This is a genomic window from Blastococcus mobilis (assembly GCF_900188025.1).
Lineage (GTDB): Bacteria > Actinomycetota > Actinomycetes > Mycobacteriales > Geodermatophilaceae > Blastococcus_B > Blastococcus_B mobilis.
This window is the reverse complement of record NZ_FZNO01000009.1, coordinates 125,870-137,852: the sequence shown is the minus strand read 5'-3', so window position 1 is coordinate 137,852 and position 11,983 is coordinate 125,870. Positions and strand designations below refer to the sequence as shown.

General features: G+C 69.2%; 9 protein-coding genes. 3 read left to right on the top strand and 6 right to left on the bottom strand.

The features are described 5' to 3' along the window. Window positions 1-15: 15 nt before the first annotated feature. The 5 genes from rpsJ to rpsL all read right to left on the bottom strand — a co-directional run bounded on the left by rpsJ (window position 16) and on the right by rpsL (window position 4,844). Window positions 16-321 carry a 30S ribosomal protein S10 gene (gene rpsJ, locus CHB94_RS10230; RefSeq protein ID WP_014377994.1) on the bottom strand — a complete coding sequence of 102 codons (306 nt, stop codon included), beginning with the start codon at window positions 319-321 and terminating at the stop codon, window positions 16-18. A 119-nt stretch (window positions 322-440) separates the two neighbouring features. After that, a complete protein-coding gene (tuf, locus tag CHB94_RS10225) occupies window positions 441-1,634 on the bottom strand; it encodes an elongation factor Tu (RefSeq protein ID WP_089336459.1) in 1,194 nt (397 codons plus the stop codon). 182 nt (window positions 1,635-1,816) lie between these two features. Then, entirely contained in the window at window positions 1,817-3,913 is a 2,097-nt protein-coding gene (gene fusA / locus CHB94_RS10220; RefSeq protein WP_089336458.1) for an elongation factor G, read from the bottom strand. 86 nt (window positions 3,914-3,999) lie between these two features. Continuing rightward, window positions 4,000-4,470: a 30S ribosomal protein S7 gene (gene rpsG / locus CHB94_RS10215; RefSeq protein WP_089336457.1), complete on the bottom strand. Its 471-nt coding sequence runs from the start codon at window positions 4,468-4,470 to the stop codon at window positions 4,000-4,002. Continuing rightward, the gene (rpsL, locus tag CHB94_RS10210; protein ID WP_012950487.1) at window positions 4,470-4,844 is read right to left on the bottom strand and encodes a 30S ribosomal protein S12; all 375 of its coding nucleotides are present in this window, start codon (window positions 4,842-4,844) and stop codon (window positions 4,470-4,472) included. Before rpsL ends, rpsG begins: the two co-directional genes overlap by 1 nt. Before the next feature lie 638 nt (window positions 4,845-5,482). Between rpsL and CHB94_RS10205 the strand changes: the two genes are divergently transcribed. The 3 genes from CHB94_RS10205 (at window position 5,483) to CHB94_RS10195 (ending at window position 7,823) form a co-directional block, all read left to right on the top strand. Then, a complete protein-coding gene (locus tag CHB94_RS10205; RefSeq protein ID WP_089336456.1) occupies window positions 5,483-6,433 on the top strand; it encodes a chymotrypsin family serine protease in 951 nt (316 codons plus the stop codon). Between the two features lie 60 nt (window positions 6,434-6,493). Next, window positions 6,494-6,709 carry a hypothetical protein gene (locus tag CHB94_RS10200; protein ID WP_089336455.1) on the top strand — a complete coding sequence of 72 codons (216 nt, stop codon included), beginning with the start codon at window positions 6,494-6,496 and terminating at the stop codon, window positions 6,707-6,709. Between the two features lie 73 nt (window positions 6,710-6,782). Beyond that, entirely contained in the window at window positions 6,783-7,823 is a 1,041-nt protein-coding gene (locus CHB94_RS10195) for an LLM class F420-dependent oxidoreductase (RefSeq protein WP_089336454.1), read from the top strand. A gap of 206 nt (window positions 7,824-8,029) precedes the next feature. Here the strand turns inward: CHB94_RS10195 and CHB94_RS10190 are convergent, their stop codons facing one another. Then, the gene (locus CHB94_RS10190; RefSeq protein WP_089336453.1) at window positions 8,030-11,935 is read right to left on the bottom strand and encodes a DNA-directed RNA polymerase subunit beta'; all 3,906 of its coding nucleotides are present in this window, start codon (window positions 11,933-11,935) and stop codon (window positions 8,030-8,032) included. Window positions 11,936-11,983: the final 48 nt, after the last annotated feature.

The following is an 11,983-nucleotide window of genomic DNA, read 5'->3' as shown; positions in this document are numbered from 1 at the left end:
GTCTGCTGACTGCCCTTACTGAATGTTGACGTCGACCGAGGCCGGCAGGTCGATGCGCATGAGCGCGTCCACCGTCTTCGGCGTCGGGTCGAGGATGTCGATGAGCCGCTTGTGCGTGCGCATCTCGAAGTGCTCGAACGAGTCCTTGTACTTGTGCGGCGAACGGATCACCGCGTACACGTTCTTCTCCGTCGGCAGCGGCACGGGGCCGACCACACGCGCTCCGGTCTTGGTGACCGTCTCCACGATGCGTCGCGCCGAGGCATCGATCGCCTCGTGGTCGTAGGCCTTCAGCCGGATGCGGATCTTCTGTCCCGCCATCGCTGTCTTCTGCTCCTGCCGATCGGTTGTGAAAGTTCGAGTGGGTCTGCTGACCCGTGGGTCTGACGACCCGGGAGAGGGGCGGCGGCCGGCTGGCGGCCGCCGCCCCTCCAGGGGACTTACTTGAGGATCTTGGTGACGCGGCCGGCGCCGACGGTGCGGCCACCCTCACGGATGGCGAACCGGAGGCCCTCCTCCATGGCGATGGGCTGGATCAGCTCCACCGTCATCTCGGTGTTGTCGCCGGGCATGACCATCTCGGTGCCGGCGGGCAGCGTCACGACGCCCGTCACGTCCGTCGTCCGGAAGTAGAACTGGGGACGGTAGTTGTTGAAGAACGGCGTGTGACGGCCACCCTCGTCCTTCGAGAGGATGTAGACCGAACCCTCGAAGTTGGTGTGCGGGGTGATCGAGCCGGGCTTCACGACGACCTGTCCGCGCTCGACGTCCTCGCGCTTGATGCCGCGCAGCAGCAGGCCCACGTTGTCGCCGGCCTGGCCCTGGTCGAGCAGCTTGCGGAACATCTCGACGCCGGTGACGGTCGTCTTCGTCGAACCCTCGCGGATACCGACGATCTCGATCTCCTCGGAGACCTTGACGATGCCACGCTCGACGCGGCCGGTGACGACGGTGCCGCGACCGGTGATCGTGAAGACGTCCTCGACGGGCATGAGGAACGGCTTGTCGATCTCGCGCTCCGGCTCGGGGATCGCGGAGTCGACCGCGTCCATGAGCTCCATGAGCTTGTTGCCCCACTCGGCGTCGCCCTCGAGGGCCTTGAGCGCGGACACGCGGACCACGGGGACGTCGTCGCCCGGGAACTCGTACTCGGAGAGCAGCTCGCGGACCTCGAGCTCGACGAGCTCGAGGATCTCCTCGTCGTCGACCATGTCGGCCTTGTTGAGGGCCACCACGATGTAGGGAACGCCGACCTGGCGGGCCAGGAGCACGTGCTCCTTGGTCTGCGGCATCGGGCCGTCGGTCGCCGCGACCACCAGGATGGCGCCGTCCATCTGCGCCGCGCCGGTGATCATGTTCTTGATGTAGTCGGCGTGACCGGGGCAGTCGACGTGCGCGTAGTGGCGGTTCTCGGTCTGGTACTCGACGTGCGCGATCGAGATCGTGATGCCGCGGGCCTTCTCCTCGGGCGCCTTGTCGATCTGGTCGAAGGCCGACGCCTCGTTGAGGTTCGGGTACTTGTCGTGCAGCACCTTGGTGATCGCCGCGGTCAGCGTCGTCTTCCCATGGTCGATGTGCCCGATGGTGCCGATGTTGACGTGCGGCTTGGTCCGCTCGAACTTGGCCTTGGCCACTGGGTTCCTCTCTTCGTGTCTTCGCAGTCGTGCGCGTGCTCGTGGGGTTGCGGGCGGTGCTAGCCGGCCGCGGGCAGGGAGCCCGCGTCCGACAGGTCGTTACTCGCCGGTCGCCTTGGCAGTGTCCATTGCTCGGCTCCCGGAGAGCTCCGCTCCTCGGGCCGCGGACGGCCCTACGATGCTCACTCTCCCGTCGCCTTCGCGATGATCTCCTTGGCGACGTTGGCGGGGACCTCGGCGTACGAGTCGAACACCATGGTGTAGCTCGCCCGCCCCTGGGTGCGGCTGCGCAGGTCGCCCACGTAGCCGAACATCTCCGACAGCGGCACCAGGGCCCGGACGACGCGGGCGCCGGAGCGCTCCTCCATCGCCTGGATGGTCCCGCGGCGGGAGTTCAGGTCGCCGATGACGTCACCCATGTTCTCTTCCGGGGTGACGACCTCGACGGCCATCAGCGGCTCGAGCAGGGCCGGGCTGGCCTTGCGTGCGGCCTCCTTGAAGACCATCGAGCCGGCGATCTTGAAGGCCATCTCCGAGGAGTCGACCTCGTGGTACTGGCCGTCGAGCAGGGACGCCTTCACACCGACCATGGGGTAGCCCGCGAGGACGCCGTACTGCATCGCGTCCTGCATGCCCTGGTCGACCGACGGGATGTACTCCCGCGGGATGCGCCCACCGGTGACCTTGTTCTCGAACTCGTAGGTCGGGCCGTCGGCCGTGACCTCGAGGGGCTCGATGCTGACCTGGACCTTGGCGAACTGGCCCGAGCCACCGGTCTGCTTCTTGTGCGTGTAGTCCGCACGCTCGACGGCCTTGCGGATGGTCTCTCGGTAGGCCACCTGCGGCTTGCCGACGTTGGCCTCGACGTTGAACTCGCGACGCATCCGGTCGACCAGGATCTCCAGGTGGAGCTCCCCCATGCCCGAGATGACCGTCTGCCCGGTCTCCTCGTCCAGGCGCACCTGGAAGGTCGGGTCCTCCTCGGCCAGCTTCTGGATCGCCGTACCCAGCTTCTCCTGGTCGCTCTTGGTCTTCGGCTCGATGGCCACCGAGATGACCGGCGCCGGGAAGGACATCGACTCCAGGATCACCGGCTTCTGCGGGTCGCTGAGGGTGTCGCCCGTGGTCGTCTGCTTGAGACCGTTGACGGCCACGATCTCGCCGGCGCCCACGCCCTGGCGCTCTTCGCGCTTGTTCGCGTGCATCTGGTAGATCTTGCCGACCCGCTCCTTGCGGTCCTTGGTGCTGTTGAGCACCGGGGAGCCGGCGTCGAGCTTGCCCGAGTACACGCGGACGTAGGTCAGCTTGCCGAGGTGCTGGTCGGTCTGGATCTTGAACGCCAGCGCGGAGAACGGCTCGTCCTCGTCGGCGTGCCGCAGGACCTCGGTCTCGCCGTCCAGCGCGGTGCCGACGATCGCCTCGACGTCCAGCGGGCTGGGCAGGTAGTCGGTGACGGCGTCGAGCAGGGGCTGGATGCCCTTGTTCTTGAACGCGGTGCCGGTCAGGACCGGGTTGACCTGCGCGGCGATCGTGGCCTTGCGGATCGCGGCCTTGATCGTCTCGACCGAGATCTCCTCGCCGCCGAGGTAGGCCTCCATGATCGAGTCGTCGAAGTCGGCGATGCCCTCGAGGAGCTTCTCCCGGTACTCGGCCGCCTGGTCGGCGAGCTCGGCCGGGATCTCCTCGATGGCGTAGTCCTCGCCCATCTTCGTCTCACCGCGCCAGGTGAGCGCGCGCATCTGGACCAGGTCCAGGACGCCGACGAAGTCGGCCTCGGCACCGATGGGCAGCTGCAGCACCAGCGGGTTGGCACCCAGGCGCTCGACCATCATGTCGACGCAGCGGAAGAAGTCGGCCCCGGTGCGGTCGAGCTTGTTGACGAAGCACATGCGCGGGACGCCGTACTTCTCGGCCTGCCGCCACACCTGCTCGGTCTGCGGCTCCACGCCGGCGACCCCGTCGTAGACGGCGACGGCACCGTCGAGCACCCGGAGGGACCGCTCCACCTCGACGGTGAAGTCGACGTGCCCGGGGGTGTCGATGATGTTGATGTCGTGGCCGTTCCAGGAGCACTTCGTCGCGGCCGACGTGATGGTGATGCCGCGCTCCTGCTCCTGCTCCATCCAGTCCATCGTGGCAGCGCCGTCGTGGACCTCACCGATCTTGTACGTGATACCGGTGTAGAAGAGGATGCGCTCCGTCGTCGTGGTCTTGCCGGCGTCGATGTGCGCCATGATCCCGATGTTGCGGGTCTTGGCGAGCTCGGCCTTCTTGGCCATCTCTTACTCCTCTTCGTTCGGGTCCGCGTGCGGGTTCCGGGCATCGCCCGGGCGTCCCGCCGACAGCGGGTGCTGATGAACCGACGTCACCAGCGGTAGTGCGCGAAGGCCTTGTTCGACTCGGCCATCTTGTGGGTGTCCTCGCGCCGCTTGACGGCGGCACCGAGGCCGTTGCTCGCATCGAGCAGCTCGTTCATGAGGCGCTCGGTCATCGTCTTCTCGCGACGCGCGCGGCTGTACTGGATGAGCCAGCGCAGGCCGAGCGTGGTGCTGCGCGAGGGACGGACCTCGACCGGGACCTGGTAGGTCGCGCCACCGACGCGGCGGCTGCGGACCTCGAGGGCCGGCTTGACGTTGTCCAGCGCCCGCTTGAGCGTGACGACCGGGTCGGTGTCGCTCTTCGCACGGCAGCCCTCGAGGGCGCCGTACACGATCGCCTCGGCGACCGAGCGCTTGCCGTCGACGAGCACCTTGTTCACCAGCTGGGTGACCAGCGGCGACTGGTACACCGGGTCGGCGACGAGCGGACGCTTCGGGGCAGGACCCTTGCGCGGCATTAGCTCTTCTCCTTCTTCGCGCCGTAGCGGCTGCGGGCCTGCTTGCGGTTGCGGACACCCTGGGTGTCCAGCGAGCCGCGGATGATCTTGTAGCGCACACCGGGGAGGTCCTTTACCCGGCCGCCGCGCACGAGCACCATCGAGTGCTCCTGCAGGTTGTGGCCGACGCCCGGGATGTAGGCGGTCACCTCGATGCCACTGGTCAGGCGGACGCGAGCGACCTTGCGCAGCGCCGAGTTCGGCTTCTTCGGCGTCGTCGTGTAGACGCGCGTGCAGACTCCGCGGCGCTGGGGCGAACCCTTCAGCGCCGGAGTCTTGGTCTTTTCGACCTTGTCCTCGCGGCCCTTGCGGACCAGCTGGTTGATCGTGGGCATGGGTGGCCTGGATCTCCTACCTGCGCTGGGTCGTGCTCATCGACTGGTGCTTCGTGTGTGGTGGTGCCCTGCGGGTCGTGCTGCGTGCTGTTGGTGCGGAGTGCCGGCCCGCTCGGACCTCCCCATTCTGATCGCCAGCCACCCTCCGGTCCACGCGGTCGGGCGTGTCGCCCTACCCGGGACCGGCCGATGGATGTCGGACCGGAATCGGTCGCCCCTCGCGACTCGGCGCCGCCACCTTCCGGACCACCATCACCTGCAATGGCCAGGAGGTGGACCCCGGCGACCCGGAGGCCATGTCGTAGAAGACCGAGCCTCTGGTCACCCAGGCGCACCGCGAACGGGAGCAGGCCCAGGCACCCTGGGCACAGCAGACCACGATACCCGTGGCTCGGAGACCGGTCAAAGCCGGGTCCCTCACACCCATGGCCGGTGGCCCGCCATCGACCACCGGAGCGGGCGACACCCGGGAGGAACGACACTGCGGCCGCATCTCTTCCGGCCGTCCGGCGCTCCTCGCGGCGGACCCGACGGTACCCGGCGGAGCGCCAGAGGGGAGTAAGCCACGCGCTGGGAGGGAACGTCGTACCCGGGCCCTAGCGTTCCCGTGACGCCTCTCCCCTGACCCCGGAGGCCCTGTGGACCCCGACGCCGCCCGCGAGCTCAAGGCTCGCATCATCGAACGACTGCCGGCCACGATCCGAACGGTCACCCAGGCCTCCGGCGCGGCGCGGCCCTGGGTCGCCGTGGGCCTGAGCCCCACCGGTGACGGAGCGCGGGTGGCGGTGCGCCTGCAGCGGGCCGCCGACCGCGCGCTGCTGCCCGACCTGGGGCGCGCCGCCGCCGCGGAGGTCGACGTGCGGGTGATCGGGCGGGTGCGTCCGTTCTCCTCCCCCGTCGAGCTGCAGCGACGGGTGCGCCCCCTGCGTCCGGGGCTCTCCCTCGCGCACCCGACGGTCACCGCCGGCACCCTCGGCGGTTTCGTGCGGACACGGGGCGGACTGGCGGTCCTGTCCAACAACCACGTCCTCGCCGCGAGCAACGCGGCGGCCGTGGGCGACGCCGTCCTGCAGCCGGCTCCGGCCGACGGCGGCGGACCGGGCGACCGGGTGGCCACGCTCGCCGCCTTCCAGCCGCTGGTCGCCACCGGCACCAACCTCGTCGACGCCGCGGTCGCGACGCTCGACCCGGGCGTGGACGCCGACCCGGGCGACCTGCCCGGCGGTCGCCTGCTCAGGTCCGTGCCGGCCGGCCTCGACATCGACCCGGAGGAGGCGGTGGAGAAGGTGGGCCGCACCACCGGGCACACCCGCGGCCTGATCACCGCCGTCGAGGTGGACGGGGTGGCCGTCCAGTACGACGCCGTCCCCTACCGCTTCGACGACCAGATCGAGATCGACGGCCGCGCCCAAGCCTTCAGCGCAGGGGGTGACAGCGGTGCGGTGATCTGGCGCAGCCGGGACCGGGCACCCATCGCACTGCTCTTCGCCGGCAGCGAGATCGGCGGGGCGGCCGGCACCGGCGTCACTTACGCCCATCCCCTGGCGACGGTCCTCACGACTCTCGGCGTGGAGTGGGCCGCCGGCTGAGCCTCACCCGGCAGGGTCCGCGGGCTGTCGCCGCGGACGGAGGCAGGGGACCATGGGCGGATGTCCGACCGCGCCGCCGCACGGGCGGCCAAGACCACCCTGGCCCACCGGCTCGCCGGCGAACCGGGCGTCGTCGGTATCGGCCTGGCCCGGCGCGCGAGTGGTTACGTGGTCAAGGTGAACCTCGCTGACCCGGCCGCGGCGCCCCGCGTGCCCGGGGACGTCGACGGCGTGCGTGTGGTCACCGAGGTGATCGGGGCGGTCCGACCGCTCTGACCACGGCGGGAACCGCAGCCGATAGCGTGCCCGGTGGCGCCGACGGTGGTGCCACGACACCTGTGGAGGGCACGTGCGCATCGGCATCCAGGCCAGTTACAGCGGCGGGTTCCAGGAGACCGCCGCCGAGATCCGCGACCTCGAGTCCGCCGGTCTCGACGTCGCGGCGGTGGCCGAGGTGTACACGTTCGACGCGGTCAGCCAGCTCGGCTACCTCGCGGCGGTGACCGAGCGGGTGGAGCTGCTCAGCGCCATCTTCCCGATCTACAGCCGTACGCCCGCCCTCACCGCCATGACGGCGGCCGGACTCGACTTCGTCTCCGGCGGCCGGTTCACCCTCGGTCTGGGTGCCTCGGGCCCGCAGGTCATCGAGGGCTGGCACGGCGTCCCCTACGACGCCCCGCTGCAGCGCACCCGCGAGATCGTGGAGATCTGCCGGCAGGTGTGGCGGCGGGAGCGGCTCGACCACCAGGGCAAGAAGTACACCGTGCCCCTCCCCGCCGACCAGGGCACCGGGCTGGGCAAGCCGCTGAAGCTCATCAACACCCCCGTGCGGGAGCACATCCCGGTGATGCTGGCCGCGCTCGGTCCGAAGAACGTCGAGCTCGCCGCAGAGATCGCCGAGGCCTGGGAGCCGATCTTCTTCGTGCCGGAGAAGGCAGCGTCGGTCTGGGGTGACTCGCTGGCGGCCGGCCGGGCCAAGCGCGCCCCGGAGCTGGGCGACCTGCAGGTCATCACCGGTGTCCCCGTCGCCATCGGCGAGGACGTGGAGTCGTTGGTGGACTTCGTCCGGCCGGCGCTGGCCCTCTACATCGGAGGCATGGGCGCCCGGGGCAAGAACTTCTACAACGACCTCGCGGTCCGCTACGGCTACGAGGCCGAGGCCAAGACGATCCAGGACCTCTACCTGGACGGCAAGAAGGACGAGGCTGCCGCCGCCGTCCCCGACGAGCTCGTCCGCTCGACGTCGCTCATCGGCCCCGAGTCCTACGTGGCCGAGCGGATCGCCGCCTTCGCCGAGGCGGGCGTCACCACGTTGATGCTCCAGCCGCTCGACGGCTCCCGCGAGGGTCGGCTGAAGACCGTCGAGACGACGAAGCGCCTCGCGGGGTAGGTCCCCTGTCGCGCCGAGGTTCGCGCAGGCGCGACGCAGCGGCTCAGCGCCGCGGCGGACGGCACCGGGCCGCGGTGTCGTCCGGAGGACGACAGATGAAAGGGCCCCGTAGGTCGGCTTGCGACCTACGGGGCCCTTTCGTCACTGCCGGCCTACCTCAGGGTCCCGCCGCGAGCCTGCGAGCGGTGGGGGGAGGTAGGTGTTTTTCAGCCCCGCCAGTCGTACTCCTCGAGACGCACGGCCTCGCCGGTGCCCTGACCGAAGACGTCCGGGCTGTAGTACTGCCCGTCGTCGTAACCGGCCATGGTGTAGACGGCGGCCCGTGCCTCCTCGGTCGGCTCGACCGTGATGTTCCGGTAGCGGCTGATGCCCGTACCCGCCGGGATCAGCTTGCCGATGATCACGTTCTCCTTGAGGCCGAGCAGGCTGTCGCTCTTGCCCTGGATCGCGGCGTCGGTGAGCACCTTGGTCGTCTCCTGGAAGGAGGCGGCCGACAGCCACGACTCGGTCGCGAGCGAGGCCTTGGTGATGCCCATGAGCACCGGACGGGCCGAGGCCGGCTCGCCGCCCTCGGCGACGACGCGGCGGTTCTCGGTCTCGAACAGCGTCCGCTCGACGAGCGCACCCGGCAGGAACTCCGTGGCACCCGAGTCGATGATGGTCACCCGCTTGAGCATCTGCCGGATGATCACCTCGATGTGCTTGTCGTGGATGGACACGCCCTGGGAGCGATAGACCTCCTGGACCTCGCGGACCAGGTGCAGCTGCACCTCGCGCGGGCCCATGATCCGCAGCACCTCGTGCGGGTCCACCGCACCCTCGGTGAGCTGCTCGCCGACCTCGACGTGGGCGCCGTCCTCGACCCGCAGCCGCGAGCGACGCGACAGCTTGTCGTAGACGACCTCGTCGGAGCCGTCGTCCGGGGTGATGGTGAGCTTGCGGAACTGGTCGCCGTCCTCGATCCGGATGGTGCCCGCCAGCTCGGCGATCGGGGCCTTGCCCTTGGGGACGCGGGCCTCGAAGAGCTCCACCACCCGCGGCAGACCGTGGGTGATGTCCTCACCCGCGACACCACCGGTGTGGAAGGTGCGCATCGTCAGCTGGGTGCCGGGCTCGCCGATCGACTGGGCGGCGATGATGCCGACCGCCTCGCCGACGTCCACCAGCTTGCCGGTCGCCAGCGAGCGGCCGTAGCAGGTGGCGCAGGTGCCCAGCAGCGACTCACAGGTGAGCACGCAGCGGACCTTGACCTCGGCCACACCGGCGTCGATCAACGTCTGGATCAGGACGTCACCCAGGTCGGCGTTCGCCGGGGCGATGACCGTCCCGTCCTCGGCCACCACGTCGGCGGCCAGGGCGCGGGCGTATACGCTGGTCTCCACGTGCGCATCCCGTGTGACGACACCGTCGACGACGGTGCCGATCGGCATGATGACGCCGCGGTCGGTCCCGCAGTCCTCCTCGCGGATGATGACGTCCTGCGAGACGTCGACCAGCCGGCGGGTGAGGTACCCGGAGTCGGCGGTCCGGAGCGCCGTGTCGGCCAGACCCTTGCGGGCACCGTGCGTGGAGATGAAGTACTCCAGCACGGACAGACCCTCCCGGAAGTTGGCCTTGATCGGCCGCGGGATGATCTCGCCCTTCGGGTTGGCGACCAGCCCTCGCATACCGGCGATCTGGCTGATCTGCATCATGTTGCCTCGGGCGCCCGAGTTGACCATGACCCACACCGGGTTGGTGGTGGGGAAGTTGTCCACCATCGCCTGGCTGACCTCGGCCCGCGCTCGGGTCCAGATCTCGATGAGCTCCCCACGACGCTCGCTGTCGGTGATGACACCGCGCTCGTACTGGCGCTCGATCTTGGCGGCCTCGTCCTCGTGCCGGTCCAGGATCGCCTGCTTCGACGGCGGCGTGACGACGTCGTCGATGGCGATCGTGATGCCGGCCCGAGTGGCCCAGTGGAACCCGGCGGACTTGAGGGCGTCCAGCGTCGCCGCGACCTGCACCTTGGGGTAGCGCTCGGCGAGGTCGTTGACGATCGCCCCGAGCTCCTTCTTCGGCACCTGGTAGTTGACGAAGCGGTAGTCCTCCGGCAGGGCCTCGTTGAAGAGCACCCGCCCGAGGCTGGTGACGACGGTCGCGGGCGCGCCCGGTGTCCAGTCCTCCGGCTGCTGCCACGCCTCGTTCATCGAGCCGTTGTCGACGCCGAACACCTCGTCGAGGCGGATCTTCGCCCGCTCCTGCAGACCCAGGGCGCCCTTGTCGTACGCCATGATCGCCTCGGCGGTCGACGAGAACGCCTGCGGCTCCCCACCGTCGGCCTCGGCGGGCGAGGCCACCAGGGTCGTGAGGTGGTAGAGGCCCAGCACCATGTCCTGGGTCGGCGCGGTGATCGGGCGACCGTCGGCCGGCGACAGGATGTTGTTCGAGGACAGCATGAGGATGCGGGCCTCGGCCTGCGCCTCGGCCGACAGCGGCAGGTGCACCGCCATCTGGTCACCGTCGAAGTCCGCGTTGAACGCGGTGCAGACCAGCGGGTGGATCTGGATGGCCTTGCCCTCGACCAGCTGCGGCTCGAAGGCCTGGATGCCCAGGCGGTGCAGCGTCGGCGCGCGGTTGAGCAGCACCGGGTGCTCGGTGATGACCTCTTCCAGCACGTCCCACACGACCGGGCGCGCGCGCTCGACCATCCGCTTGGCGGACTTGATGTTCTGCGCGTGGTTGAGGTCGACCAGCCGCTTCATGACGAAGGGCTTGAACAGCTCCAGCGCCATCTGCTTGGGCAGGCCGCACTGGTGCAGCTTGAGCTGCGGGCCGACGACGATGACCGATCGGCCGGAGTAGTCGACGCGCTTGCCGAGCAGGTTCTGGCGGAACCGGCCCTGCTTGCCCTTGAGCAGGTCGCTCAGGGACTTCAGCGGACGGTTGCCCGGGCCGGTGACGGGGCGGCCGCGCCGCCCGTTGTCGAACAGCGCGTCCACGGACTCCTGGAGCATCCGCTTCTCGTTGTTCACGATGATCTCGGGAGCACCGAGGTCCAGCAGACGCTTCAGCCGGTTGTTCCGGTTGATCACGCGGCGGTACAGGTCGTTCATGTCGCTGGTGGCGAAGCGACCACCGTCGAGCTGCACCATCGGGCGCAGGTCCGGCGGGATGACCGGGACGCAGTCCAGCACCATGCCCATGGGCGAGTTGCGGGTCTGCTGGAACGCCGCGACCACCTTCAGCCGCTTGAGGGCCCGCAGCTTGCGCTGCCCCTTGCCGCTGCGGATGGTCTCCCGCAGCGAGACGGCCTCGGCGTCGAGGTCGAAGCCGGCGAGCAGCTTCTGCAGGGCCGCTGCGCCCATGCCGCCCTCGAAGTACTCACCGAAGCGGTCACGCAGCTCGCGGTAGAGGCCTTCGTCGGCGATGAGCTGCTTGACCTCCAGCTTGCGGAAGGTGTCCATCACCTCTTCGAGGCGGTCGATCTCCCGCTGGGCCCGGTCGCGCAGCTGTCGCATCTCGCGCTCGCCGCCCTCGCGCACCTTGCGGCGCACGTCGGACTTGGCACCCTCGGCCTCGAGCTCGGCGAGGTCGGCCTCCAGCTTCTGCTGGCGGGCCTCCACGTCGGCGTCGCGGCGGCTCTCGAGGTTGTGCTTCTCCGCGCTGATCTCGGCCTCGATGGTCGGCAGGTCGCGGTGCCGCGCCTCCTCGTCGACGGAGGTGATCATGTACGCGGCGAAGTAGATGATCTTCTCGAGGTCCTTGGGCGCCAGGTCGAGGAGGTAGCCCAGACGCGAGGGGACGCCCTTGAAGAACCAGATGTGGGTGACCGGAGCGGCCAGCTCGATGTGGCCCATCCGCTCACGGCGCACCTTGGCGCGAGTGACCTCGACGCCGCAACGCTCACAGATGATGCCCTTGAAGCGGACACGCTTGTACTTGCCGCAGTAGCACTCCCAGTCCCGGGTGGGACCGAAGATCTTCTCGCAGAAGAGGCCATCCTTCTCCGGACGCAGGGTCCGGTAGTTGATGGTCTCGGGCTTCTTCACCTCACCGTGCGACCACTGGCGGATGTCGTCGCCGGTGGCCAGGCCGATGCGCAACTCGTCGAAGAAGTTGACGTCGAGCAATGTGACCCCTTTCAGGGGCTAGTGATGCTTTTGCTTTTGTCTGTGGGC

Bases quoted from the DNA above. Each gene is read 5' to 3' on its own strand.
- rpsJ (WP_014377994.1), bottom strand. From the start codon at position 321: ATGGCGGGACAGAAGATCCGCATCCGGCTGAAGGCCTACGACCACGAG.
- fusA (WP_089336458.1), bottom strand. From the start codon at position 3,913: ATGGCCAAGAAGGCCGAGCTCGCCAAGACCCGCAACATCGGGATCATG.
- rpsG (WP_089336457.1), bottom strand. From the start codon at position 4,470: ATGCCGCGCAAGGGTCCTGCCCCGAAGCGTCCGCTCGTCGCCGACCCG.
- rpsL (WP_012950487.1), bottom strand. From the start codon at position 4,844: ATGCCCACGATCAACCAGCTGGTCCGCAAGGGCCGCGAGGACAAGGTC.
- CHB94_RS10200 (WP_089336455.1), top strand. From the start codon at position 6,494: ATGTCCGACCGCGCCGCCGCACGGGCGGCCAAGACCACCCTGGCCCAC.